The sequence below is a fragment of the Pseudobutyrivibrio sp. ACV-2 genome (genome assembly GCF_900107545.1).
GTDB lineage: Bacteria > Bacillota > Clostridia > Lachnospirales > Lachnospiraceae > Pseudobutyrivibrio.
On the sequence record NZ_FNQZ01000001.1, the window covers coordinates 465,230 to 491,551 of the forward strand.

The window sequence follows — 26,322 nt, forward strand, 5'->3', positions numbered from 1 at the left end:
TCCAAACTAAATAGACATAAATCAAGTGGGATAAAAAACGAAAAAACAAAAATCCGCATGAGAACCATGCGGATTTATTATATCAGCTATAAATATTTTTTCAAGCATTATTTTTATAACTTTTAGCCATATCCTTCATCTCTTTTGCATTGGTCATAACAGCTTCTGTTATCGCGCTACCTCCGAGCATTCTTGCAAGTTCTGTGATAGTTTCATCCTCCATAAGCTTTTTAATACCTGATATGGTATGACCATTTGCAACACTTTTTTCAATAAGAAAATGTGTGTCAGCCATTGAAGCAATCTGAGGAAGATGTGTAATGCAAATTACCTGATGATTTTTGGCAACAGTGCTTAGCTTTTCAGATACAGCCTGTGCTGTACGTCCTGAAATACCAGCATCTATCTCATCAAAAATAAGAGTATCTATTCCACCATCTGCAGCAAGAACAGTCTTTATAGCAAGCATAATACGGCTCATTTCACCACCTGATGCTATATCCTTAAGTGGTCTGAGTGGTTCTCCAGGATTAGTACATATTACAAACTGACCTTCATCAAAGCCATTTTCTGTTAAATGATCCAATCGCTTTAGCTCCACATCAAATTCACTGTTAAGGAAATTCAGGTCGCTCATAGCTATCCTCATTTTTTTAGCAAGCTCTTTAGCATTCTTTTTTCTAATGGCTGAAAGCTTTTCTGAAAGACCTTCAAGCTCTTTTGTAGCTACAGAAACCTTTTCCTTTAGCTCTGATAGATATTCATCAAAGCTTTCAAATTTGGCTTTCTTTTCCTGTCTGTCCTTAAGCTCCTCAAGAATGATATCGATGGTAGGTCCATATTTATCCTTTAATCTGTTAATCTCGTTCAGACGAACCTCAACTTCATTAAACCTGGCTCCGTCAAAGGAAGTGTCTGACATGTAGCCTGAAAGCTCACGATTGAAATCTGAGATAATACTATCAGCATCATTAAGCATTGCCAGCAAATCAACAGCCTTTTCATCTAAAGCCTCTATATGGCGCAAATCAGAAATGGCTGAGCTTAAGGCATCAGATGCTCCAGCATCACCTGCTATTGCTTCATGGGCTCTCTGGAAGTATTCCATGGTCTTGCTGAAATTTGAAAGACGCTTGTATTCTTCTTCAAGCTCCTCGTCTTCACCGCTCTTTAAATTGGCGCTTTCTATCTCATTAATCTCGTGGTCTAAAAGAACAATTTCACGTTCCTTGGAAATATCGCTTTTTTTCGCAGACTCCAACTCCTGAATTAAAGCCTTGTATTCCTTATAGGCGTTGGCTACCTTTTCCTTCAAATCTCCAATATCATTTTTGGCAAATTCATCGAGGAATTCCATATGCTTATGGGTATTAAGAAGTGACTGATGCTCCTTTTGACCATAGATATCAAGCAAAATATCTCCCACCTGCTTCATCTTTGCAGCTGGAACCTGCTCTCCATTTATTTTGGCCACACTGCGGGAATCTGTAATCCTGCGACTCATAATGACTTCATCATCATAAGGCTCTACCCCAAGGTCTCTAAGTGCTTCCTTTGTGGCATCATCATTTACAAGATATACTGCCTCCACAAAAGCCTCTGAATCGGCATCCCTAAGAAAATCCTTTGATGCCTTGTCCCCCAGGCTCAAATGAAGTGCTCCAAGTATAATAGATTTTCCTGCACCTGTCTCACCTGACAGGATGTTTAACCCCTTTGAAAAAACAATCTCTTCCTCATCTATGAGGGCTAAATTCTTTACGTGCAAACTAGCTAGCATATTATTCTCCTTTTCTAACTAACACTAGGAATTGCACTCCTACATTTTTTCAATTATCTTTTTAAGCTTACTCATCAAGAGTACTGTGTCATCAATTGAACGAATAGCACACATGATGGTATCATCACCTGCTATCGAACCGACTATCTCAGGGAAATCCATATGATCAAGGGCAGCCGCCACTGCCATTGCCATACCTGAAACAGTCTTGATAACTAATATATTTGACGCATTGTCCATAGATACAAATCCATCTAAGAAAATGCGAATATATTTCTCATTCATGTCGTCCTCTGTAGATTTAAAGGCGACGTAACGAAGCTTCCCTGTGCCATCAGCTACTTTGGTAAGCTTCATTTCCCTGATGTCGCGGGAAACGGTAGCCTGAGTTGCATTAAAGCCCGCTTCTTCTAGCTTGGCTGTAAGCTCCTCCTGGGTACCTATTTCGTTTTTAACTATTAATTCTAATATCTTTGTCTGTCTTTCAATTTTCATCTAAATCTCCTGCATTCTTGCTCTGATACGCTCCAAGAAATTTACATTTTCAAGCATCACCATGTGTGATGTCACAGATGAACGATATATTCTAAGTGTCTCGTCTTTGTGAAGTGTCTGCCTTAAGGTACCGTCATATACGATATTTGCAACAGGATCATCCTCATCATGTCGAGCTGAAATTGAAACCTCTACCTCATCACTTGAAGACAATATGATACTTCTTGAATTAAGAGTATGAGGATTTATAGGTGTAAGAATTATACAATCAGCGTGTGGGCTGACTATTGGCCCATTGGCTGAAAGATTGTAGGCTGTGGAGCCTGTAGGTGTTGCAACAATAAGTCCATCGCAGTTATGTGAATAAAGCTGAATGCCATTAACCTTAACAGTAAGATTAAGAACATAAAGCCCTGCAGCAACAGGAACCACAACTATATCATTTAATGCTCTGTAGCAGTTTTTAGAATCAGTAGAACAAACTGCTTCAAGCATCATACGCTTATCTATTTTATAATTGTCACTTAAAAGCTGATCCAGGCAATGCTCCACATTTTCAACTGTCATATCGCAAAGATATCCCAGATGACCGCAATTCAATCCAACTATCGGCACATTGCGGTTGTTAACATTTTGGGCAACCCTGACAACAGTTCCATCACCTCCTACAGTGATAATACATTCAATATCATCATCTACTGTAATTTGGGTATCAGAACTGTCTGAGCAGGTATCCAAATCAAGGATGCACATGCCACCATGGCTCTTAATATAGTCTCTAATGATGCCTATATATTTTTCATGTAAATCGCTAAAAGACCTTGCAACAATTAAAAAGCTTTTCATTATTTGTCTAAGCTGCCGTGAGCCGCTGCAACTGTAGCAGCAACATCAATAGCTTCCCCCTCTTTGTCGGCGTTTGAAATATGAATCAGATACTCGATATTTCCCTCTGGCCCCTTGATTGGAGAAAATTCCAGGTGGAGCACATAAAAACCTATCTCTTTAACAAAATCTATGATGTTGTTTATAACCTCTTCATGAACTGCAGGGTCTCTAACCACACCTTTTTTACCGACCTTTTCACGGCCAGCTTCAAACTGTGGTTTAATCAGGCAAACCATTTCAGCATCATCCTTAAGAAGTGCTTTTGCTGGTCCTAAAACCTTAGTGAGGCTGATAAAGGATACATCAACAGATGCAAAATCAAGCTGCTCTCCTATGTCCTCAAGAGTCACATAGCGTATGTTGGTTTTTTCCATACAAACAACTCTTGGATCCTGACGAAGCTTCCATGCAAACTGACCATAGCCAACATCTACAGAGAATACCTTTGTAGCTCCGTTTTGAAGCATACAGTCTGTAAATCCTCCTGTGGATGCACCAATGTCCATGCATACCTTGCCATCAAGCGTGATATCAAAATGGGTCATTGCCTTTTCAAGCTTTAGGCCACCACGGCTTACATACTTAAGCTGTTGACCATGTATTTCAATATCAGCATCAACATCAATTTTGGTGCCTGCCTTATCTTCCCTGTTTCCTTTTACAAAGACATTGCCTTCCATAATCATGGTCTTTGCCTTTTCCCTAGAAGGAGCAAAGCCTCTGTCTACTAAAACTATATCAAGTCTTTCTTTCATTCTAATTTCCTAAACTCTCTAATATACGCTCAGTGATTGACTGAGCATCCATCTTAAGCTCCTTAAACAATAGGGTTACACTACCATGAGGAACAAACTCATCTGGAATTGCAATTTTAAGGACCTTACCCTTGTAACCGATGTCTGATAAATATGCCTGAACCTGCTGACCAAAACCACCAGTTGTCACATTTTCTTCTAAGGTTACAATTAAATCGTATTTATCTTTAATTCCATCAAGGTATTCTTTATCGAATGGCTTTGCAAAACGGGCATTACAGATACCTGCATCTATTCCCTTTTCCAAAAGAAGCTTTTCCGCCTCTTCCGCCTTTTTAACCATAGAACCATATGCAAAAAGCATTACCTTTGAGCCTGACTTTATTTCCTCAGCCTTGCCCAAAGCAACTGGATCTCTATGTTCCTTAAGGCCACAGTATGCTTCTCCTCTAGGGTATCTGATAGCTATTGGACCGTTGTGCTCAGATACAGCATATTTCATCATATCTGAAAGCTCCCATTTGTTCTTTGGCGCCATAACAGTCATATTTGGCATAGCTGTAAGGAAAGATACATCAAATACACCTTGATGTGTGCTTCCATCTGCCCCAACAAGACCCGCTCTATCTATAGCAAATATTACATGAAGATTTTGCAGGCAAACATCCTCTAAAATCTGATCATAGGCACGCTGCAAAAATGATGAATATACAGCAAACACTGGAACTCTACCGCCAAGTGCAAGACCTGCAGCAAATGTAACAGCATGCTCCTCTGCAATACCTACATCAAAGAATCGCTCTGGAAACATATTTCTAAAGCGCTTTAGACCTGCGCCTTCTGCCATGGCAGCTGTGATAGCTACTACCTCAGGATTTCTGTCTCCCATCTTTCTCATGACAGTGGAAAAAACGTCTGTATATCCAGGGCTATTGCTACGCTTTGGAAGTCCTGTCTCTATTTCAAATATATCGGTACCATGGAAGCGAGATGGATGTCGCTCCGCTGGTTCATATCCATTTCCCTTTTTAGTGATAACGTGAACCAAAACCGGTCCTTTGATTTTGCTGGCCATCTCAAAGGTTTCAAGCAAAGCTTTAATGTTGTGACCATCCACAGGACCTAAGTACATGATTCCTAAATCCTCGAAAACCATGTTTGGAACCATCAGCTGTTTGATTCCATTTTTGGTGCTACGTATTTTTCTTATGATACCTTCACCATTAGGCCAGTTTTCCAAAGAGGAAATCACGTTATTCTTAAGTCCTACGTATTTTTGACTGGTGCGCAGTCGCTCTAAATTAGTAGACATTCCACCTACGTTTTTAGAAATAGACATCTCATTATCATTTAAGATAATAAGCATGTTGGATTTGTTAAGTCGTGAAGCATTATTAAGTGCTTCATATGCAAGACCTCCTGTAAGGGCTCCATCTCCAATTACAGCGCACACCTTATAATTATCACCAGCTAGATCTCTGGCCATACTATAGCCTAGCGCCGCTGAGATAGATGTAGAGCTATGACCTGTATCAAAACTGTCACATTCGCTCTCACATCTTTTAGGAAAACCACTGATACCGCCATATTGTCTGAGATGTTCAAACTCATCAGCTCTACCAGTGAGGATTTTGTGAGTATACGCCTGATGTCCCACATCCCAAACAAGTTTGTCCTTAGGGAAATCTAAAAGCAGATGTAATGCGATTGTTAGCTCAACAGTACCTAAATTTGACGCAAGATGACCGCCAGTTTTTGAAAGATGCTCTATCAAAAACTGTCTGATTTCTCCTGGGAGTATCTCTAGCTCCTGCTCACTGAGCTTCTTTATATCATTAGGTTGCTTTATCTTTTCAAGGACCATATCTATTTATTTGTCTCTGTAAACCAGATAGCTTAATAATTCAACCAAGAATTCGTTGTGAACTGGTAATTTATTAAGCTCTGCTATGGCTTCATCTGTGAGACGTTTTACCTCTTCTTTGGATTTTTCCATACCTGCGAAAGTAACGTAGGTACTCTTTTCATTTCTAATATCTGAACCTATAGGCTTGCCTAAGGTTGCCTCATCTCCTTCGATGTCAAGAATATCGTCTTGGATTTGGAAGGCAAGGCCAATGTTTTTCGCAATGCCTTCGATAGCTTGCACCTGAGACTCTGTGGCACCTGCAAGGACAGCTCCTATCATCATAGAAGCCTCTATTAAAGCACCAGTCTTTAAATCATAAATAAAATGAAGCATATCTTCTGTGACTTCAAGTTGTTTTTTTTCAGCCTCAACATCCACTACCTGACCGCCTATCATGCCAAACACACCCGCGTTTCTGGCAAGTATACGCATAGCCTCAGTCACAGACTTCACATCTGTGTCTGCATCGTAAGCATTTAGCGCCGTTTCAAAAGCGTAATTTAAGAGAGCATCACCTGCAAGAACTCCCATCGCTTCGCCAAAGGCAATATGTACTGTAGGCTTGCCTCTGCGAAGAGAGTCATTATCCATGGCTGGCAAATCATCATGAATAAGTGAATAAGTATGAATCATTTCTATAGCTGCCATAAAAGGCTCAATAACATCACCTTTGCCACCAAAAAGTTGGAAGGTCTCATTCATCAGGATTGGACGGAGCCTTTTTCCTCCAGCTGTAACACCATATTCCATGGCTTCAAAAATAGTCTTTTGCATCCCCTCTACATCTGGTAGAAATCTGCAAACAACATCTTCTGCCGCCTCTACTCTGAGACTAAGTTCATTTTTAAATTCCATGTTAGTTTTCCTCTTCAAAGACTTCCAGGCTGCCATCTTTACTGATAGCCATAACAGCCTTTTTGGTCTGTTCTATTTTGGAATTGGCATTTGCTAATTCTTCCATTCCTGCCTTATATAAAGTAAAGGACTCATCCAAAGAAATGTCTGATGACTCTAACTTTGTAATGATATCCTCTAAAGCTTCAAAGCTCTCTTCAATTGTACCGTCCTTACGCTCTTCCATTTTAAATCTCCTGATTTATTGTAAAGGTTTGGCCTCGAAGACCTTACCTGTTATCTGTCCATCCTTAATACGAATGAGAATTGTATCATCCTGCTTTAGCTGTGATACACTATCCACACGCTTTCCATCTGCATCTGTAACATATCCAAAGCCGGCTGCCAGTTTTTTAGCAGGGGAAAGTCCGTCTAATCTTCCTGATATTGCAATCAGTCTGTTTGAATATCTGTCAAGCTTTGCATCCATAAGATTTTGAAGACGGATGCTTAAATGCTTAAGTCGCTCTTCATTTGCCTTGATTTTGTTCTCTGGGCGAAGCAGCTGCAATCTTTGCCTTAAGCTGTTGATGCGCTCCTCACAGGCTCCCAGCTTGTAATCGAAGGCACGATTAATTCTGTCAGAATATCTATCAAGCTGATTAGCGAAATCCGTATATACGAAGTTAGCAAGTTCAGCTGCCTGTGATGGTGTGGCAGCTCTTTTGTCTGCAACAAAATCTGCAATGGTAAAATCTGTCTCATGACCAACTGCTGAAATAATAGGTGTCTGAGCATGAAAAATAGCTTTTGCTACCGGCTCCTCATTGAAGGCCCATAAATCCTCGATGGAACCACCTCCACGTCCTACAATAATCACATCGAGCCCCATTGCATCCAGACAATTGATTCCTGAAATGATAGAAGCTGCCGCCCCCTCTCCCTGTACCTGTGCCGGATATAGCACTATCTGAACAAATGGATTTCTGGTCTTTGAAACACGGATGATATCATGAACTGCTGCTCCTGTAGGTGCGGTTACCACACCTATTTTCATAGCATAAGTAGGCAATGGCTTTTTATACATGGAATCAAACATTCCACTTTCCTCAAGCTCAGCCTTTAAAGCTTCAAATCGCTTATATAAATCACCTACACCTGCAAGCTCAATTTCGTTTGCATATACCTGGTATGTGCCGTAAGGCTTGTACACTCCAACGTAGCCAGTGACAACGATTTTGTCACCATCCTTCATTTGAAACTTTAGGCCCTTTGCTCGTTTACCGGCAAACATAACACAGGAAATGGCAGCCTTGTCATCCTTTAAAGTAAAGTATATGTGTCCAGTATGATTGTATTTGCAGTTGCTGACCTCTCCTGTGAGGGAAAGATTGCCCAGCATAAAATCATCTGTAAACATACGCTCAATGTATGTATTTACCTGAGAGACACTGTATACATTTTTATTCATTGTACTAATTTAGCTAATGCTCCATTAACAAAGCTTGCTGAGCTGTCTGAACCAAATTCATCAGCTAAAGAAACTGCTTCATTAATAGCAACTCCAACTGGAATATTTTCGATTTTGATTTCATATAAAGCAAGTCTGATTAGAGTAAGATCAACCTTTGCCATACGACTGGTCTTCCAGCCATCTACAGATTTGTTAATCATTTCATCTAATTCAGGAATCTTTGCAACGATATCCTCAGCCTTTGTCTTGATGTAGCTTTCATCCTCTGGGGTTTTGTTATTTTTAGCTAAATCTTCGGATTCGGCATTATCACGTCCCTCAAGAAATGTGTCAACAACATCCTTCATATCCTCAGTGTCATGAAACTCATTCATAAAGACAGCTTTGAATACTTCTTTTCTAACTTCGTGTCTATTCATAAATAATACTCCTGAAAAATCTTTGTGTTTAGAATAATATAGGGATGCTATCTCATGATAGCACCCCATAATTATACAGTAAAATGAATAAAAAATAAATAAGCGGTCATTAGTTGTTTGCAACAGATACAGTAGCGATTCTGATATCTACTGCTGTAACTACAAGACCTGTCATAGTCTCAACTGCCTGCTTAACCTTTTCCTGTACCATTCCTGATACCTTTGGAATCTCATAACCATATTTCATGTTGATAGCCATGCGAACAACGATTTTACCTGGCTCATCATCAACTACTCTGACTGCCTTTGCAAGCTTACCCTGTCCAGCTTTAGATATGGTCTCTGCTGTAAGGTTGCCAGCAAGTGATTCAACGCCCTCTACCTCAACTGCACCAAGGCCTGCGATGATCCCTACAACCTCTTCAGAGATATTAACCCCTCCGTCGCCATTTACATTTATAACAAAATTCTTATTCTCTGCCATATTCGCCTCCTAAAATCATAGAAAAACTAGAGTAATTATATCAATATCCCACATTATTTACAACACCGACAGAAATATAGTTATTCAAAATGGCCTCAAAATCCGTTCCAGCCTCTGCTTCAGGGATATAAACTCCCTCCACCATATATCTTTTTCCGCCATCATCCAGTTCTTCTACAAGATTGTAATGGTCTTTGTAAAACATACCTCTAGAGACCTTTCTGTCATAGAGTATTCCCTTGCAGTCTCCTAAAGGACAATCTGGAAAATTCACATTATGAATATAGCCTGGCTGAAGTGGCTCATTAAGAAGCTTTTTTAATATTTCTTTGATATATTTATCTGTCACCTCATGACAATGACAGCCCTCAGAAAAAGCAATGGCATGATATCCCTGAAATGTAGCCTCAAATGCAGCCCCTGCAGTAGCAGAATATTGAATATCGCTGGCAACATTAAAGCCGAAATTAATTCCGGAAAGAACCACATCTGGCTTATCCGGCATCACACTAAGGCTTCCAACCCTTACACAATCCCCTGGTGTCCCGCTGCAGAAAAATGCATGTACACCATCGATTGGAAAATCTATGCAGGGATATACATCTATTTCATTGTGCAGACTAATACTGTGGCTTGCTGCACTCCTTTGACTTTCTGGTGCTACCACCCACACCTCTCCAAATTCCTTTGCTGCTCTTGCCAGACGAATAATTCCATCTGCCTCAATACCATCATCATTTGTAATAAGAATTTTCATATGCACTCTACCCCAGTTTTTTCTTTTGCTGTCCTGCTGTGATTTTTATAAGGATTGGATATGGCACAATATGTGAAAATATAGTAGCAAGCTTCATTCTAAGAGATGGAACAATCACTACCTTTTTTCTATCCATTCCCTTTAATGCTTCTTTTACACACTGTCTTGGGCTAATCCCCTTTAAAGAAAATACAACATCAGCCACATCGTTAAATTCAGTATTAACAGGGCCCGGGCAAAGGACACTTACCCGCACATTACTTTTCTTTTCCTTTAATTCACAGTCAACTGCTCTTGTAAGACTGACCACAAATGCTTTTGATGCATAATAGGTGGCCATATAAGGACCAGCTGGAAGAAGTCCGGCAGATGAGCCCACATTTAAAATATGACCGCCGCCATCCTGCTGCATCATCTGCAAAATCCCCTTAAAAAGAATATGCATTGCCACATCATTAACCTTAATCATAGACACTTCTCTTTTTACATCTGTCTCAAGGAATGAACCGGCCAGTCCAAAACCTGCGTTATTTATAAAAACATCGATAGTCTCATCCTGTAGTGCTTCAAGCAGCTCGTAGCATTCCTTCTTTTTATTTAGATCAAACACGTAAATATCTACAGGAACCGAAAGCTCACTTTTTAACTGTTCGAGCCTGTCCTGTCTCCTTCCAGTGACAATGAGCCTATAGCCCCTGTCTGCAAGCTGCCTTGCGAATTCATTACCAATACCTGAAGTTGCTCCTGTGATAAGCGCAGTCTTCATTACTCGTCCTCCCTGATGTTTCCCTTATCAATGTTTTGTTTAATTATATCGTCAACTACTTCAAAAAGCTTTTTGGAGCCAAGCTTTGTTTTATCCTGTCTGCCATGAACCTGCTTTGAACTCACCTGATGCTCTCTCCAATCAGCTCCACCATTGTTATTATTAAGCATGAGTGGCTGAAGATTATCCATAGCATGAGCGAATTTTGATTCAGCAGTATCATAAGCTTCAAACTCATCAAAAAGTGCTACAAGCTCAGCCTTTTGATCCTCTGGAAGAATTGAAAAAATACGCTCCTTAGCTGCGTCTTCTCTGGCCTTTTGGGTCTTAAGATTTTCAGCATCATAGGCATAAGTATCGCCGGCATCTATTTCTACAATGTCATGTATAAGACACATCAGCATAACCTTTGCTATATCTACAGGTTCATTTGAATACTCACGTAATAAATATGCCATTATCGCCATGTGCCAGGCATGCTCCGCATCATTTTCATTTCTGCCATGACCTGATAAATGGGTCTGTCTGAAAATGTTTTTCTCTTTATCAATTTCTAAAGCAAAATCAAGCTGCTTTTTAAGTCTTTCATCCATAGTCTTCTCTCCCTTTTCAGTATCAGTATAACATAGATTCATGAAGACAATTCCATTGTTTGGTCATTAAGAAGTTATATCCCCATAGCATTCTGGTCTTCTATCTCTAAAGAGTCCCCAGCTAAGTCTGTTAACAGCTATTTCATCAAAATCATAAGTATGAATCAATATTTCCTCAGCATCTCTTGAAGCACTTTCAAGGATTTCTCCGGTTTCATCAGTCATAAATGAGCTTCCGTAAAAGTTTAGACTTGAGGATTGCATCGCATTTTCCTTGCAAGGCTCTACCGTCTCAAGACCAATTCGATTGGCAGCTACAACCGGCATAAGATTGCAGCCGGCATGGCCCTGCATACAGCGTCTCCAATGAGGCATACTGTCACATTCTATAATAGGCTCGCTGCCAATAGCAGTAGGATATAGTAAAATCTCTGCCCCCTGTACCGCCATGGCTCTGGCTGTCTCAGGGAACCACTGATCCCAGCAAATTCCAACACCTATTGTGCCGTATTTTGTATTCCACACCTTAAAGCCTGTATCACCTGGTGTAAAATAAAACTTTTCCTGGTAAAAATGATCATCTGGAATATGAGTCTTTCTGTACACTCCAAGCACTGTACCGTCAGCATCTATAACTGCAACAGAATTGTAAAGTACATTCCCCTGTTTTTCATAAAAGCTTACAGGAATAACCACCGATAACTCTTTTGCCAATACTTTAAAATGATTAACCGCATCGTTTTCCTCTAAGTTTTTTGCAAAATCATAATATTCGTATTTACGTTCCTGACAAAAATATTGTCTTTCAAAAAGCTCTGGAAGCAATATAATCTGGGCGCCTTTTTTTGCGGCCTCTCTTACCATATCATCTGCTTTTTTTATATTTTCAGAAACAACTGTAGTGCATTTCATCTGCACTGCTGCAACTGTCACTTGTCTCATGCCTTTCCTCCTGAATGTTCAGGCCAAACTTACTAGCCTGGAATCTGTTGTGTAATACAATGTATATTTCCGCCACCCACAATAATGGCTCTGGCATATATAGGATAAATCTTTCTATCTGGAAATAGTTTCTGTAAAGTATCTACGGCAACTTTATCATTTTCATCATCAAATTGAGGAACTATAATCCCACCATTTGAAATATAAAAATTGACATAGCTTGCAGCGAGACGTTCTCCTGTTTCTCTAACATCCTCGCCCTCTTCAAATTCATATCCTTCTAATTCTTCCGCTGTGATACATACAGGATTTTTAGGGATAGGCAACTTATGTATCTTAAAGCTTCTTCCCTTCGCATCACACTCTGATTCTAATACTTTGAAGCAAGCCTCACTCATAGCGTATTGTGGGTCAGATTTATCATCTGTCCATGCCAGTACCACTTCTGCTGGACCTGTAAACGCACATACATTGTCTACATGCTCATTGGTCTCGTCATTGTATATTCCATGTGGAAGCCATATTATTTTTTCAGCTCCAAGATACTCTTTTAGCTTTTCTTCAATTTGATTTTTATCTAAAGCAGGATTTCGTCCTTTGCTTAGAAGGCAGGCTTCAGTAACTATAACAGTACCTTCCCCATCGCTATGTATGCTGCCACCCTCTAACACAAATGGATGTGCATCATAGTAGTCCATGCTAAGCTCTTCGCAGATAGAAGCAGCTGCTGCATCATCTTTATCCCAATGAGCATAGAGGCCATCAAACTCACCGCCCCATGCATTGAACTGCCAGTCTATCCCTCTCACAGAATCTCCACTGACTACACATGTAGGACCCACATCTCTTGCCCATGCATCATCAGTAGGGATAAGCATAGGATAAATATTTTCATCTTCCCTAAATTCTTTTTTTACCTCTGAAATATAATCCTCATCAGCAAGCATCCACACTTTTTCACTTTCTGCTATGGCTCTTGCTATTTCTGCAAATACCTTTTTCGCCTCCACTCCACCATGAGGCCATGAGCCTGGGCGCACCGGCCAAATCATAATACAGCCTTTGTGATGACTGTACTCAGCAGGCATATAATATTTATCGATTTTAGGTGTACTATTTATTTTCATCTGATACTGCTGTCCTTATAATACGTATTTACGATAATCTGTTTTTAAAATCTTCATAACCAAATCTCTTAATCAATTCTGTGGTGCCATCTTGCTCAAGCAAATATATATCAGGTAAAGGGATACCATTAAAGGTATTGTTTTTGACCATAGAATAGATAGCCATATCTTCAAATATTAGTCTGTCACCGATTTTAATTTCTGTATCAAATGAATAATCTCCAATGATATCTCCAGCAAGACAGGTATAAGAGCTTAGCCTGTATTCAAATGGCTTTTCACCCCACTCTCCTGAATCTCTAAGTGGGGGACGATATGGCATTTCAAGTACATCTGGCATATGGCAGGCTGCAGAGCCATCCAAAATAAGAGTTTTAATATCATTATCTACAATATCTAAAACCTCTGTAACAAAATAGCCTGCATTTAGCGCAACAGCCTCTCCTGGCTCTAAATAAACTAAAAGGTCATACTCTGATTTTACATCCTTTATCAAGTGTACCAATCTATCTATATCATAATCCGCTCTTGTGATGTGATGACCTCCACCCATGTTAAGCCATTTCATCTGATGTAGATATTCTCCAAACTTTTCCTTAACAGCCACTAAGGTCGTCTCTAAATCATCTGAATTCTGTTCACAGAGTGTATGAAAATGTAAGCCGCTAACACCATCTAGCACAGAAGAATCCCTATCTAGTTCAAGCTTTAGTCTATCTGCCGTAACACCTAGCCTTGAGCCTTTTGCGCATGGATCATAAATAGCATGGTCCTCCTGAGTAGAACACTGTGGATTTACTCTTAGTCCTATTTCAACCCCTGCTGCAAGGCATTTTTCCTTGTATTTTACCAATTGATTAACAGAATTAAAAATTATATGGTCACAAATTTTAATCAGTTCATCAATGTCGGCTTCCTTATAGGCTGGAGCAAATACATGATTTTCCTTGCCCATCTCTTCAAAGCCAAGCCTTGCTTCATACAGACCACTTGCTGTAGTTCCGGCTAAATACTCTCCTATAAGGGGATAAAGAGCAAAATTTGAAAACGCCTTTTGGGCAAGAAGAATTTTACAGCCTGCCTCCTTCTGCACTTTCTGTAAAATCTTAAGGTTATCTATTAGTTTATTTTCATCTATGACGTATGAAGGTGTTTTAACATCTGCCAGCATATTTCACACTCCAAATTACTTTTATTACAAAACAAGCCAGCTTGGCAAACACCAAGCCAGCCACATTATTAATCAACGAGAACTGGATTCTCTACAACCTGCCATGGCAAGCCCCACTTGTTAAGAGCTTCCATATATGGATCTGGATCAAATTCATCTGTAGTAAATACGCCAGGATTCTTCCACTGGCCTGTAACTACCATCATGGCACCAATCATCGCTGGTACACCAGTTGTATAGGAAATGGCCTGTGAGCCAACCTCCTTATAGCATTCCTGATGGTCACATACATTGTAAATGTAGATAGAACGTTCCTTGCCATCCTTGATACCTGTAAAGATACAGCCGATATTTGTCTTACCTACTGTACGAGGACCAAGTGATGCAGGGTCTGGAAGAAGAGCCTTTAAGAACTGAATTGGCACAATTTCCTGTCCATTAAAGTTTATAGGTGTTGTAGAAAGCATACCAACATTTTCAAGGCAGTTCATATGTGTAAGATAGCTCTGTCCAAAGGTCATAAAGAATCTGATTCTCTTAACCTCTGGCATGTTACGTCCAAGTGCCTCAATCTCCTCATGGTGAAGAAGATACATATCCTTTTTACCTACACCATCAAAATCATACTCACGCTTTATGCTCATTGCGGGGATTTCAATCCACTTGCCATTTTCCATATAAGAGCCTGGAGCAGAAACCTCACGAAGGTTAATCTCTGGATTAAAGTTTGTAGCGAATGGATATCCATGGTCACCTCCGTTGCAATCTAAAATATCGATGGTGTGAATTTCATCGAAATAATGCTTCTTTGCATATGCTGCAAAAACAGAGGTTACACCAGGATCAAAGCCTGTTCCAAGAAGGGCTGTTAAGCCTGCGTTTTTAAATTTGTCCTCATAAGCCCACTGCCAGCTGTAGTCAAAGTATGCAGAAAAGCCAAGCTCCTTGCAGCGCTTTTCATAGATTTCTCTCCATTTAGGGTCATCTGTATCCTCTGGCTCATAGTTTGCTGTATCGATATAATCAACTCCTGCAGCAAGACATGCATCCATAATAGTAAGATCCTGATAAGGAAGTGCTACATTAAGGACAGCATCTGGAGCATAATCCTTTATAAGCTTTGTAAGAGCCTCCACATCATCTGCATCAATCTGCGCAGTCTTGATAACTGTCTTTGTAGTACCCTCAAGCTTTTCCTTCATTGCCTCGCACTTTGAAACTGTGCGGCTTGCAATCATAATTTCCTCAAAAACATCACTGTTCTGGCAGCACTTTGATATTGCAACCTGTGCTACTCCACCACATCCAATAATTAATAATCTTGCCATATATTTTCTCCTATCTATATTTCTTTCTTTGCAGCCTTTTCTTCTTCCTCAAGCAAATCCTCCACATATTTGGGAAGCATGAAGGCTCCCTTGTGTAGATTTGTTGTATAGTACCAGGTCTTGATACCTCGTTCCTTCCAACGTCTCGCATCAAGATTTTTAAGCGGATGATACTTTTTAGATGCAAATCCAAACATCCAATATCCCGATGGGCAAGTAGGAATGTTTGCCTGATAAACTCTGTTAATTGGAAAACTCTTATAAGCTTTACCATGCATTGCTCTAAAGGCTTCCTCGTCCTCATCATAAAAAGGACTACCATGCTGATATACCATGATTCCATCTTCCTTTAAAGCTCTATAGCAGCTACCATAAAATTCCTTTGTAAAAAGACCTTCAGCATATCCAAAGGGATCAGTGGTATCATTTATAATCAAATCATATTTATCCCTGCAACGGCGCAAAAATCTGAGACCATCCATGTAGGTCACAGTGACTCTTTCATCATCAAAGCCTTTGGCTGTTTCAGGAAAATATTTCTTACTGATTTCCAGAAACATCTCATCCTGCTCTACCACATCAATGTGCTCGATTTCAGGATATTCTGTGAGAACTCTGGCAACGCCACCATCGCCTCCACCGATAATCAACACCTGCTTTACATTGGGATGTACAGCCATAGGCACATGAACAATCATTTCGTTGTAGATAAATTCATCTGCCTCAGAGAAAATGATTTCACCATCAAGTACAATCATTTTTCCAAGCTCCTGAGTATCGAACACATCTATGCGCTGATACTCACTTTGAGCGCTGTGTAGCTGCTTGTTCACACGGATACTTGTTTTGACATGCTCCGTCTCCATCTGTGAAAACCAAAAATCCATTACATTTCTCCATTACTCTATAACACTAATCAAGTTTACATCAGGATCCTTTGTACCTTGTAAGCTACAGCCCTTTTCCTTGGCAAACTCGATATATTCTATGATATCCTTAGTGATACGCTCTCCCGGTGTCAAAATTGGAATTCCAGGAGGGTAACACATTACAAGCTCAGCACAGATTTTACCTTCTGTTTCAAATAAAGGAAGCTGTACCTTGTCTGCATAAAAGGCCTGTTGTGGTGTCATAACATTTTCAGGCTGGATAAACTCTCCGCAATATAAATCACTGGAGTCCTTCTGATAAAGACGTTTAATATCCTCTAATGCCCCTACCAGACGCTCAATATCCTGGATTCTATCACCGATGGAAATATAAGCCAGGATATTTCCAATATCACCAAATTCTATCTGAATATCGTATTCATCACGGAGTAAATCATATACTTCAATACCGGTAAGACCTATGCCCTGTGTATAGATGGAAAGCTTTGTCACGTCAAAATCGTATACGCTGTCACCATCTATAAGCTCTTTTCCATAGGCGTAGTAGCCACCGATTTCATTTATTTCATTTCTGGCATATTCTGCCATATGAGCAACCTTCTTGAAGGATTCCTCACCTCTAAGTGCCAAATTCCTGCGAGACAAATCAAGACTTGATAACAGCAGATAAGATGCACTTGTAGTTTGAGTCAGATTGATAATCTGTCTGACATACTCTGCATCCATAGCTTCTCCGCACAAAAGAATAGAGCTTTGTGTCAATGAACCGCCGGACTTGTGCATGGAAACAGCTGCCATATCTGCACCTGCTGCCATGGCTGAAATTGGCAGATTATCGTTAAAATATAAATGAGTGCCATGAGCTTCGTCGGCTAGTACCTTCATTCCATGCTCATGGGCAATTTTTACTATTTCTTTAAGATTTGAGCAAATGCCATAGTAGGTTGGATTATTTATGAGAATAGCCTTGGCATCTGGATTTAAATCCATCACCCTTCTAACCTCATCTACTTCAACACCTAAAGCAATGCCTATTTTAGGATTAACCTTTACTTCTACATAAACTGGGATTGCGCCACAAAGAACCATGGCATTGATAACACTCTTATGGACATTTCGTGGAATCAAAATCTTATCACCAGCCTTGCACACAGACAGAATCATAGTCTGCACAGAGCTAGTAGTTCCATTAACCATAAGAAATGCATGCGCTGCCCCAAAAGCATCTGCGGTCAAATCCTCCGCTTCCTTGATAACAGAAATAGGATGACCTAAATTATCAAGTGGCTTCATGGAATTAACATCCAAACCAACACACTGCTTTCCAAGCAACTCCACAAGCTCAGGATTACCTCTTCCACGCTTGTGACCTGGCACGTCAAACGGAACAACGCGCCTTCTTCTAAACCTCTCCAACGCTTCACATATTGGAGCCGCCTTCTGCTCAAATTTTCTCATTATTGACCCTTTTACCTTCTATAATGTGCATGGTCACCTTATATACTAGATTGTATACCATTAACAGATGCCCAATGCTTTTACATTATATCAGCGTATGACAGTTTTCGCCACTATTGATTTATACAAAAAATAAGAGCTAGACTCAAAAGTCTAACTCTTATTTTTTAGTAGCGAGAGGGGGATTCGAACCCTCGACACCGCGGGTATGAACCGCGTGCTCTAGCCAACTGAGCTATCTCGCCATATTTAATTAAGAAAATGGGACCTACAGGGCTCGAACCTGTGACCCTCTGCTTGTAAGGCAGATGCTCTCCCAGCTGAGCTAAGATCCCAGAGCTTTTAGCGTTTTGTTACCGCTTCAAGCGACTGTTAAAATATAACATTGAAACCTAGCATTGTCAACACATAAATTAATATTCGCAATACTTTTTAATATTTGAGGAATTTGCTGAAATCTATTAATGCTAAACAACTAATTAAGCATCTAGATTTCAGCAAAACAATCAGACCTTCACGGCCCATCTCATCTTTGTAGATTTGCTACGTGGATTTATTCTGCATTCCTCTGCTGATGGACGAATAACATCCGTTGATACCTCTGAATAAACTTCTGCCTTCAAAAGCTCCTTAAAGGATTTTTTCACTAATCTATCCTCTCCTGAATGGAAAGTAAGTATTGCCACACGTCCACCAGGATTTAGTATTCCTGGTAGCTTTTCAAGTAAGGAATAAAGCACTTCAAATTCGCTATTAACGTCTATACGAAGTGCCTGGAAAACTCTTGCACAGCTTTTTTTGATGGCCTGATCTTTTTCTTCCTTTGGGACCTTCCATAAAGCTTCTGCAATGGCCTCTCTAAGGGCTGTTGTTGTGTCCATAGGGTTACCTTTAGACATGAGGGTAAATACCTTGTGGGCAATCTCCTGGGCATATGGTTCATCGGAGTTTTCTACCATCATCCCTATGAATTCTTCTTCAGTGATATTATGTAGTCGCTCCGCTGCTGATTCGCCATGCTCTGGGTCAAGGCGCAAATCAAGAGGCCCATCTATTTTATAAGAAAAACCACGTTCAGGATTATCTATCTGCATAGAGGATACGCCAAGATCTGCAAGAACAAAATCAAATTTGCCTGCCTCCTCAGCCACCTTATCTATATTTGCAAAATTAATAAGTCTAAACTGGAAGTTATCCTCTCCAAATCCAAAGCCTCTAAGTCTTTCGACAGTTTTTGCAGATTCTATTGGATCTACATCAAGACCATAGATTATGCCATTACCCTGAAGCTGTTCTAGCATTTTTCTGGTGTGTCCACCATAGCCTAGTGTACAGTCTAACCCCTGCTGGCCTGGTTTGATTTGGAGAAAGTCCAAGATTTCCTGCACCATGATGGAAATATGCATACCAGCCGGTGTAGAGCCTTTGCTGATTACATGCTCTATGGTGTCTTTATATTTTTCAGGATTGTGCTCCTTGTATTTTTCTTCGAATTTTTTTGGATATTTTCCTGAGTAGTGAACTCGGCGTTTGTGTTCCATTATTATAATAACCTCGTTTTTAATAATACTTTTAGGCTGCGAACCCCTCATCAGTCACCTGCGGTGACAGCTTCCCCCCAGTGGGAATCCTAGCGTAATAGCCTTTGTACTAGTTTTACTGCATCGGCTGCGTCGGCGGAGTAGCCATCGGCGTTTATTTCATCCTTGAAGGATTCGTTGATGCAGGCACCGCCGATGATGATTTGAGCGTTACATCCCTTTTCTTTTGCTAGCTTTACAACATCATCCATGCGCATCATGGTGGTGGTCATAAGAGCCGACAAGCCAATGATATCTGCATTTACTTCTACAGCCTTATCAATGATTGTCTCAGCTGGTACGTCTTTACCTAAATCTATTACATTGAAGCCGTAGTTTTTTAGCATCAGGGCTACCAGATTTTTTCCTATGTCGTGAATGTCACCTTCTACAGTGGCAATCACTATTGTAGCCTTTGCTTCACCGTCCGCACTGGCAAGAAGTGGTTCTATATGCTTCATGCCAAGTTCCATTGCATTTGCCCCTGCTATAAGCTGTGGAAGGAAATATTTCTTTTTATCATAAAGCTCTCCCACCACGTTAATTCCTTTTATAAGATGTTCCTCTATTATAACCTGAGGGTCCATGCCGGAATCAAGTGCTTTTTGTATCTCAGGAACAATCTGCTCCTTTTTTCCCTTTATGACGCATTCTGCTATGGGTCCAACCCCATCACAGGCATTGGATACACTAAGCCCTCCTGATGCAGCACCAGATCCTGTTGCTGCCCCGCTTCCAGTAGCTGCAGCCTTTGTCTCAACCACAGGAAGTGCTGAATACTTTTCAAGTGCTCCTGGTTTATTCATCAGTGTGTCAGCTGCGGCTGCGCAGTACATAAGCATCTCCTGATTAGGATTAGCGATTGCCATAGTAAGTCCCTTGCTAACTGCGATAGTCAAATAAGTCGTATTTACGAATTGACGATTTGGCATACCAAAGGAAATGTTTGAAAGACCACATACTGTAGGAAGGCCCAGCTCATTTTTACAGTATTCAATAGTTTCAAAGCACTGTAATCCCGCTGTACCTTCTGCACCTACAGTCTGAACCAGCACATCCACAACTGCATCTTCTTTTTTAAGTCCCAGCTCCACTGCTTTATTTATAACAGTATTTATGTGCTGCTTTTTCTCATTAATATCCTTTGGAAGACCAGCCCCGGAAAGAGGAAGTGTAATAAACATAGCTCCATATTTTTTCGCCAGCTTAAGCATTGGCTCCATTTTCTCTTCCTCGGCAGAAATGGAGTTTATTAAAGCTCGTCCTGGATAAATACGAAGTGCTGCCTCCATGACATCCACATGGCTGGTATCAAGGCATAGTGGTAAATCCACAGCCGATGTAACCTCGTAGATACTATCAAGCATCATCTGCTTTTCATCAATACCATTCATTCCCATATTTACATCAAGAATATTAGCCCTACGTTCTTCCTGTTCTCTTGCAAAATCAACTACCATTGAAAGAGACCCCTGCTTTAATGTCTCCTGGAACTTTTTCTTTCCTGTAGGATTGATTCTCTCACCGATAACCATGAAAGGTCCGTCTAAATCAATCCATGTATTTTTTCGTTCAGATGTAACTACTCTAAGAGGTTTATCTGCTATTTCATGGGCTGGTTTATCCTTTAGACGACTAACAAGTGTACGAATATGCTCTGGTGTAGAACCACAGCATCCACCAAAAAGCGTAGCCCCTGCCTGATATAGTTTTTCGCTGGCATCGGAAAATTCTTCAGGTGTCATCTTATAGACTGTTTTTCCATCTTCAAGCTCAGGAAGACCTGCGTTAGGCTTGACCATGATTGGAACATTTGCAACCGCTGCCATCTGCTCCACAAGCTCAAGCATTGCATCCGGTCCTGTGCTACAGTTCATTCCTACGCAGTCCACCCCCATGGCTTGAAGAACAATTATAGCTGTCTCTGGAGATGTACCATATAAGGTCTTGCCGTCTGGATTATAAGTGAGAGAAACAATGATAGGCAAATCGCAGGATTCCTTGATAGCAAGTACAGCGGCACGGCACTCCTGGAGACTCATCATAGTCTCAACCACAAAAAGTTCCACACCTTCTGATAAAATAGCTGCCACCTGTTCCTTATAACAATCCACCAAATCCTCAAACATCAAATCTCCCAGAGGATATAGCTGCTTTCCAGTCATGGAAATATCAGCTGCCACAAATTTTCCTTTAGGTGCAATTTCTTTTGAAAGTCTGACCAGCTTGCGATTAATCTCCACCAAATCATCCGCCAAACCATATTCATCAAGCTTGATTCTTGTACCTGTGAAAGTAGGCGCTAGCACAATATCGGAGCCAGCTTCAAAATATGCCTTTTGAACCTCCTGAATGGCCCATGGATTATCAATAATCCATTTTTCAGGACATACTCCGGCCTTCATACCTCGCTTTTGAAGCTCAGTACCTGTGGCTCCATCTATAAATACAGTTCTTGTCTCTAGTAATTTTCTAAATTCTGCTCTGGTCATTATGCCTACTCCTCAATTGCGTGTCTGATGTAATCTATAAACTCCACCGCCAAATCTGACGGTGTGTAATCTTTATTAATTAAATATCCAAATTCTATCTGCCCATCATCGTTAAAAAGCTCTATTCCTGGGCCATAGCCCCTCTCATAATTGTTGAAGGACTGAGCGCCAAGATTTGCCAGATGATTTTTTTCGAGCATATTGTGCATTACATAATCACTGTTTGTAACAACAGCTATTTTCTCGTTGACATTAAATTCTATTCCATCCTCAGTCTTCCATTTTCCAAATCGCACGTATTCATCATTTTCAGACTGAATAAACTTAAGATTACTGTAGGATCTTTCTCCGTTTTGATTCGTATATGCGATATCCTCAGGAGCGAAATAAACCATTCCATCCATTTTCTTTAAGGATACAAATCTTAGGTTATTCTTCTTTATCAGATATTCTATTTGGGTTTTAGTGTTTGGGAAAATATAAATGAAGCCAACCTCATCCTCAGAAAGTTTTAGGCGCTCCACTAGAGCCTGTGGACTATCTGCATGAATGTAAAAACAGCAATCTTCATCCTTATGCAGCTCGTAAAAATCAGAAAAGCAGTTTGCAATCCAAGAGCTATGGATAGAGCCGATTCTAACTACATTTCTTTGAAGATTTCCTTTATCCCTCTCAAGCCTGTCAAAATCAGCAACTAAACCGCCAGCCTTCTGATACAGGGCTCTACCCTTATCGGTCAAAGCAATGCCCTTGTTCTCCCTTTTAAAAAGAGGATAGTCCAACTCCTGCTCCAATGATGCTATAACCTTGCTGACACTTGATTGAGTTGTATACAGAATGGTTGCTGCCTCACTAAATGAACCTACGTCTGCAGATACCACAAAATATTTTAACTGCTTTATCTCCATAAATAGTCCCTCGCACTTTAATATGCTAAAGATTTTATCATAAACCATTAGCTTACGAAACAGCCCTGCTCTCATTTTTACTTATCGCTGGCTATCACAAAAAACAATAGCCAAAAAGTCCTAAATAATTCAAATGCCCCCAAGCACTGGCATACCTGGAGGCTGTAAAAGGAGTATTTTAATTAATCGAATGTCAAAAGAAGTTGTCTATAATTACTCTGTAAAGAGTGGTGTAGAATAATATCTGTCACCTGAATCTGGGAGAAGTGCTACGATAGTCTTTCCCTTATTCTCTGGCTTCTTTGCAAGCTCAATAGCTCCATGAAGAGCCGCGCCTGAAGAAATACCAACTGAGATACCCTCTTTCTTTGCAAGAAGCTTTGCAGCCTCAAATGCATCCGCTGACTCAGCAGTAAAGATTTCATCATAAATCTTTGTGTTAAGAACATCTGGTACAAATCCAGCACCAATACCCTGAATCTTGTGAGCACCTGCACGGCCTTCTGAAAGTACTGGTGAATCCTTTGGCTCTAAAGCAACAACCTTTACATCAGGATTCTGGCTCTTTAAGTACTCACCAACACCTGTAACAGTTCCGCCTGTACCTACACCAGCGATGAAAATATCTACCTTTCCATCTGTATCCTTCCAGATTTCAGGACCTGTTGTTGAACGATGTGCAGCAGAGTTTGCTGGGTTTACGAACTGACCTGGAATGAAGCTTCCCTCGATTTCAGCTGCAAGCTCCTCAGCCTTTGCAATAGCACCCTTCATACCCTTAGCGCCTTCTGTAAGAACGATTTCAGCGCCATATGCCTTAAGGATATTTCTACGCTCTACTGACATTGTCTCTGGCATTGTAAGGATTGCTCTGTATCCCTTTGCTGCAGCGATTGCAGCAAGACCGATACCAGTATTTCCAGATGTAGGCTCGATAATAACTGAACCTTCCTTTAAAAGACCTTTCTCTTCAGCATCCTCAATCATAGCAAGTGCTACTCTATCCTTTACTGATCCTGCTGGATTGAAGTACTCAAGCTTTACAAGAACCGTAGCCTCAAGGCCAAGCTCCTTTTCAATATTTGTTACCTCAACAAGTGGTGTGTTTCCAATAAGCTCTGATGCGCTCTTATAAATGTTTGCCATTGCATTATCCTCCGTAACCATTAAATTCTATCTATTACTATATAACTATTAAACACTGGCTGCAAAGCCTTTTTCTGTATTCTGAACATCCTGAATATGTTCTTCATCAATTGCTGCGAAGCCTCTCTCAAGATCTTCGATGATATCGTCGATGTGCTCTGTACCAATTGAAAGTCTGATTGTAGACTGGGTAATTCCCTGATCTAAAAGTTCTTCCTCTGTAAGCTGTGAATGAGTTGTTGTCGCTGGGTGAATTACAAGGCTCTTTACATCTGCTACATTTGCAAGGATTGAGAAAATCTGAAGATTGTCAATAAACTTAAATGCCTCTTCCTTGCCACCTTTAATTTCAAATGTAAAGATGCTACCGCCATCCTTAGGGAAATATTTCTTGTAAAGCTCGTGATCTGGATGTTCCTCAAGTGATGGATGATTTACCTTGGCAACCTTTGGGTGATTCTTAAGGAACTCAACAACCTTCGTAGTATTTTCAGCATGTCTATCAAGACGAAGTGGAAGTGTCTCGATACCCTGAAGAAGTAAGAATGCATTGAATGGTGAAATTGTAGCACCTGTATCACGAAGAAGAATTGCTCTGATGTATGTAACAAATGCTGCTGGTGCAGTTGCATCTGCAAATGAGATACCATGGTAGCTTGGGTTTGGCTCTGCGATAGCAGGGAACTTTCCGCTCTTCTTCCAATCATAAGTACCAGCCTCAACGATTACACCACCAAGTGTAGTTCCGTGTCCACCGAAGAACTTTGTAGCTGAATGAACCACGATGTCTGCACCGTGCTCGATTGGGCGAACCCAGTAAGAAGCACCAAATGTGTTGTCAACTACAAGTGGTAAATCATGACGATGAGCGATTTCTGCAAGTGCATCGATATCAGGGATATCTGAGTTTGGATTTCCAAGTGTCTCAATGTAGATTGCCTTTGTATCCTCTTTGATTGCATCCTCAACTTCCTTTAAGTTATGAGCATCTACGAATGTAGCTGTCACTCCGTACTGTGGAAGTGTATGAGCAAGTAAGTTGTAGCTACCTCCGTAGATTGTCTTTTGAGCTACAATGTGTCCGCCGCCAGCTGCTAAAGCTTCGATTGTGTATGTGATAGCTGCTGCTCCAGATGCAACTGCAAGGGCTGCTGAACCACCTTCAAGTGCTGCTACTCTTTGTTCTAAAACACCCTGTGTAGAATTTGTAAGTCTACCGTAAATATTTCCTGCATCTGCAAGACCAAACCTGTCAGCCGCATGCTGTGAATCTCTAAATACATACGATGTAGTCTGGTAAATAGGTACTGCTCTTGCATCTGATGCTGGGTCTGGGTTTTCCTGTCCTACGTGAAGTGCTAATGTTTCAAATCTATAATTACTCATAATCTTTTCTCCTTTTCTAATTGAATTATTTATATAATCTCTCTTTTTATTCTAAAAATTTAATCTAACAACATCGCTCGCAGTAACAACACTGCATTCGTTCAATCCTAAAATTATGTCTGACAAAATCAATTAATAATTGCTTCATTTGTACTGCCTGCCTTTCTTGTTTGTTGATGAGATTATAATAAACGTTATTACCTACTAGGTCAATAGGTTTTACAATTAGAAAAAATTATAGCTGGTTATCAAACCAGTTGATAGCCAGCTATATAGTCATTCCTTATACGTGACAAGCTTCAACTTCAGGATCTGGGAAATCCTTTGGATCATACTCGATGCCATTCTTATCATAGTAATCTCTTACTGCAGACTTGATTGCCTCCTCAGCAAGCACTGAGCAATGAAGCTTGTGTGCTGGAAGTCCATCTAATGCTTCTGTAACAGCCTGATTTGTAAGTGCGAGAGCCTCAGAAAGTGGCTTGCCCATGATAAGCTCTGTTGCCATTGAGCTTGAAGCGATAGCACTACCGCAACCAAATGTTTCAAACTTTACATCTTCAATAACCTTTTCGTCATTAATCTTTAAGTATATTTTCATGATATCACCGCAGACTGGGTTACCTACCTCGCCTACTCCATCAGCGTTTTCAATTACTCCAACATTTCTTGGATTTCTGAAATGATCCATTACCTTTTCACTATATAATGCCATTATTTGTCTCCTTCTTTCTATATAT

The 26,322-nt window shown here is 40.4% G+C and carries 25 protein-coding genes and 2 tRNA genes; all 27 read right to left on the reverse strand.

The genetic code is table 11. The features are described 5' to 3' along the window. Positions 1–100: 100 nt before the first annotated feature. A complete protein-coding gene (recN, locus tag BLV53_RS02125) occupies positions 101–1,780 on the reverse strand; it encodes a DNA repair protein RecN (RefSeq protein WP_090296429.1) in 1,680 nt (559 codons plus the stop codon). 39 nt (positions 1,781–1,819) lie between these two features. Beyond that, positions 1,820–2,275 carry an arginine repressor gene (gene argR / locus BLV53_RS02130; RefSeq protein ID WP_090296430.1) on the reverse strand — a complete coding sequence of 152 codons (456 nt, stop codon included), beginning with the start codon at positions 2,273–2,275 and terminating at the stop codon, positions 1,820–1,822. Further along, positions 2,276–3,121, reverse strand: a complete 846-nt coding sequence (locus tag BLV53_RS02135) for an NAD(+)/NADH kinase (RefSeq protein ID WP_090296433.1) — start codon at positions 3,119–3,121, stop codon at positions 2,276–2,278. It lies immediately after the preceding gene. Beyond that, positions 3,121–3,918: a TlyA family RNA methyltransferase gene (locus tag BLV53_RS02140; protein WP_090296435.1), complete on the reverse strand. Its 798-nt coding sequence runs from the start codon at positions 3,916–3,918 to the stop codon at positions 3,121–3,123. The genes BLV53_RS02135 and BLV53_RS02140 overlap by 1 nt, the downstream gene beginning before the upstream one ends. Before the next feature lies 1 nt (position 3,919). Beyond that, positions 3,920–5,782 carry a 1-deoxy-D-xylulose-5-phosphate synthase gene (dxs, locus tag BLV53_RS02145; RefSeq protein WP_090296438.1) on the reverse strand — a complete coding sequence of 621 codons (1,863 nt, stop codon included), beginning with the start codon at positions 5,780–5,782 and terminating at the stop codon, positions 3,920–3,922. A 6-nt stretch (positions 5,783–5,788) separates the two neighbouring features. Continuing rightward, the gene (locus BLV53_RS02150; RefSeq protein ID WP_090296440.1) at positions 5,789–6,682 is read right to left on the reverse strand and encodes a polyprenyl synthetase family protein; all 894 of its coding nucleotides are present in this window, start codon (positions 6,680–6,682) and stop codon (positions 5,789–5,791) included. 1 nt (position 6,683) lies between these two features. Further along, complete coding sequence (gene xseB, locus BLV53_RS02155) at positions 6,684–6,908, reverse strand: exodeoxyribonuclease VII small subunit (protein WP_090296443.1); 225 nt, start codon at positions 6,906–6,908, stop codon at positions 6,684–6,686. A 15-nt stretch (positions 6,909–6,923) separates the two neighbouring features. Then, positions 6,924–8,132 carry an exodeoxyribonuclease VII large subunit gene (xseA, locus tag BLV53_RS02160; protein WP_090296444.1) on the reverse strand — a complete coding sequence of 403 codons (1,209 nt, stop codon included), beginning with the start codon at positions 8,130–8,132 and terminating at the stop codon, positions 6,924–6,926. Next, on the reverse strand, positions 8,129–8,554 hold the full coding sequence (gene nusB, locus BLV53_RS02165; protein WP_090296446.1) for a transcription antitermination factor NusB: 426 nt from the start codon (positions 8,552–8,554) through the stop codon (positions 8,129–8,131). Before nusB ends, xseA begins: the two co-directional genes overlap by 4 nt. Positions 8,555–8,663: 109 nt before the next feature. Then, positions 8,664–9,038, reverse strand: coding sequence for an Asp23/Gls24 family envelope stress response protein (locus BLV53_RS02170; RefSeq protein WP_090296448.1), 375 nt, complete (start codon positions 9,036–9,038; stop codon positions 8,664–8,666). A gap of 40 nt (positions 9,039–9,078) precedes the next feature. Further along, positions 9,079–9,795 carry a 5'/3'-nucleotidase SurE gene (gene surE / locus BLV53_RS02175; RefSeq protein WP_090296450.1) on the reverse strand — a complete coding sequence of 239 codons (717 nt, stop codon included), beginning with the start codon at positions 9,793–9,795 and terminating at the stop codon, positions 9,079–9,081. A gap of 7 nt (positions 9,796–9,802) precedes the next feature. Further along, positions 9,803–10,561 (reverse strand): SDR family NAD(P)-dependent oxidoreductase, encoded by a 759-nt coding sequence (locus tag BLV53_RS02180; RefSeq protein ID WP_090296453.1) that lies wholly within the window; start codon positions 10,559–10,561, stop codon positions 9,803–9,805. Continuing rightward, a complete protein-coding gene (locus tag BLV53_RS02185; RefSeq protein WP_090296455.1) occupies positions 10,561–11,154 on the reverse strand; it encodes an HD domain-containing protein in 594 nt (197 codons plus the stop codon). Before BLV53_RS02185 ends, BLV53_RS02180 begins: the two co-directional genes overlap by 1 nt. A gap of 66 nt (positions 11,155–11,220) precedes the next feature. Beyond that, on the reverse strand, positions 11,221–12,096 hold the full coding sequence (aguB, locus tag BLV53_RS02190; protein ID WP_090296458.1) for an N-carbamoylputrescine amidase: 876 nt from the start codon (positions 12,094–12,096) through the stop codon (positions 11,221–11,223). A gap of 32 nt (positions 12,097–12,128) precedes the next feature. After that, positions 12,129–13,223 (reverse strand): agmatine deiminase, encoded by a 1,095-nt coding sequence (gene aguA / locus BLV53_RS02195; RefSeq protein ID WP_090296461.1) that lies wholly within the window; start codon positions 13,221–13,223, stop codon positions 12,129–12,131. A 28-nt stretch (positions 13,224–13,251) separates the two neighbouring features. Further along, entirely contained in the window at positions 13,252–14,394 is a 1,143-nt protein-coding gene (nspC, locus tag BLV53_RS02200) for a carboxynorspermidine decarboxylase (protein WP_090296463.1), read from the reverse strand. A gap of 68 nt (positions 14,395–14,462) precedes the next feature. Next, a complete protein-coding gene (locus BLV53_RS02205; protein ID WP_090296466.1) occupies positions 14,463–15,722 on the reverse strand; it encodes a saccharopine dehydrogenase family protein in 1,260 nt (419 codons plus the stop codon). Positions 15,723–15,736: 14 nt separating this feature from the next. Next, positions 15,737–16,609, reverse strand: coding sequence for a polyamine aminopropyltransferase (gene speE / locus BLV53_RS02210; protein ID WP_090296468.1), 873 nt, complete (start codon positions 16,607–16,609; stop codon positions 15,737–15,739). A gap of 12 nt (positions 16,610–16,621) precedes the next feature. Next, a complete protein-coding gene (locus tag BLV53_RS02215) occupies positions 16,622–18,070 on the reverse strand; it encodes an aminotransferase class I/II-fold pyridoxal phosphate-dependent enzyme (RefSeq protein WP_090296470.1) in 1,449 nt (482 codons plus the stop codon). A 171-nt stretch (positions 18,071–18,241) separates the two neighbouring features. After that, positions 18,242–18,315, reverse strand: a tRNA-Met gene (locus tag BLV53_RS02220). A 17-nt stretch (positions 18,316–18,332) separates the two neighbouring features. Next, a tRNA-Val gene (locus tag BLV53_RS02225) sits at positions 18,333–18,405 on the reverse strand. A 171-nt stretch (positions 18,406–18,576) separates the two neighbouring features. Beyond that, positions 18,577–19,611 (reverse strand): 16S rRNA (cytosine(1402)-N(4))-methyltransferase RsmH, encoded by a 1,035-nt coding sequence (gene rsmH, locus BLV53_RS02230; protein ID WP_090296745.1) that lies wholly within the window; start codon positions 19,609–19,611, stop codon positions 18,577–18,579. An 89-nt stretch (positions 19,612–19,700) separates the two neighbouring features. Further along, on the reverse strand, positions 19,701–22,142 hold the full coding sequence (locus BLV53_RS02235) for a homocysteine S-methyltransferase family protein (protein ID WP_090296473.1): 2,442 nt from the start codon (positions 22,140–22,142) through the stop codon (positions 19,701–19,703). 5 nt (positions 22,143–22,147) lie between these two features. After that, positions 22,148–23,050, reverse strand: a complete 903-nt coding sequence (locus BLV53_RS02240) for a LysR family transcriptional regulator (RefSeq protein ID WP_170830727.1) — start codon at positions 23,048–23,050, stop codon at positions 22,148–22,150. Between the two features lie 213 nt (positions 23,051–23,263). Further along, the gene (gene cysK, locus BLV53_RS02245) at positions 23,264–24,196 is read right to left on the reverse strand and encodes a cysteine synthase A (RefSeq protein ID WP_090296479.1); all 933 of its coding nucleotides are present in this window, start codon (positions 24,194–24,196) and stop codon (positions 23,264–23,266) included. Positions 24,197–24,244: 48 nt separating this feature from the next. Beyond that, on the reverse strand, positions 24,245–25,582 hold the full coding sequence (locus BLV53_RS02250; RefSeq protein ID WP_090296482.1) for an O-acetylhomoserine aminocarboxypropyltransferase/cysteine synthase family protein: 1,338 nt from the start codon (positions 25,580–25,582) through the stop codon (positions 24,245–24,247). A 283-nt stretch (positions 25,583–25,865) separates the two neighbouring features. After that, the gene (gene nifU / locus BLV53_RS02255; RefSeq protein WP_090296485.1) at positions 25,866–26,297 is read right to left on the reverse strand and encodes a Fe-S cluster assembly scaffold protein NifU; all 432 of its coding nucleotides are present in this window, start codon (positions 26,295–26,297) and stop codon (positions 25,866–25,868) included. Positions 26,298–26,322: the final 25 nt, after the last annotated feature.